1 protein-coding gene is annotated in these 241 nt (G+C 57.7%); it reads right to left on the reverse strand.

What is annotated here, in order from left to right; translation table 11 throughout:
* Nucleotides 1–198 (reverse strand): helix-turn-helix domain-containing protein (locus E1297_RS00230; protein ID WP_155132512.1); only part of this gene is annotated, 198 nt, incomplete at its 3' end.
* Nucleotides 199–241 lie beyond the last annotated feature (43 nt).

The raw sequence follows: 241 nt of genomic DNA on the forward strand, positions 1-241 counted from the left end.
GTTCGGGTGCGGTCCCTTCGCGCCAGGCAGGCGGTCGATGAGGCCATCTGCGCCGTAGGTCTGGAAATTGCGCCGGATCTCGTAGAACTGCTGGCGCGAGTAGCCCATCAGCCGGCAGGCCTTCGAAACGTTGTCCAGATCCTTTGCAAGATCGAGCAGGGAAAGCTTGCGGCGGGCTATCTTGTCCTTTGTGGTCATGTTGTCTCCGTTGGGTTGATGAAAGTTGTGGTGACTTCATCTA

It is taken from the genome of Roseibium sp. RKSG952 (assembly GCF_009711355.1).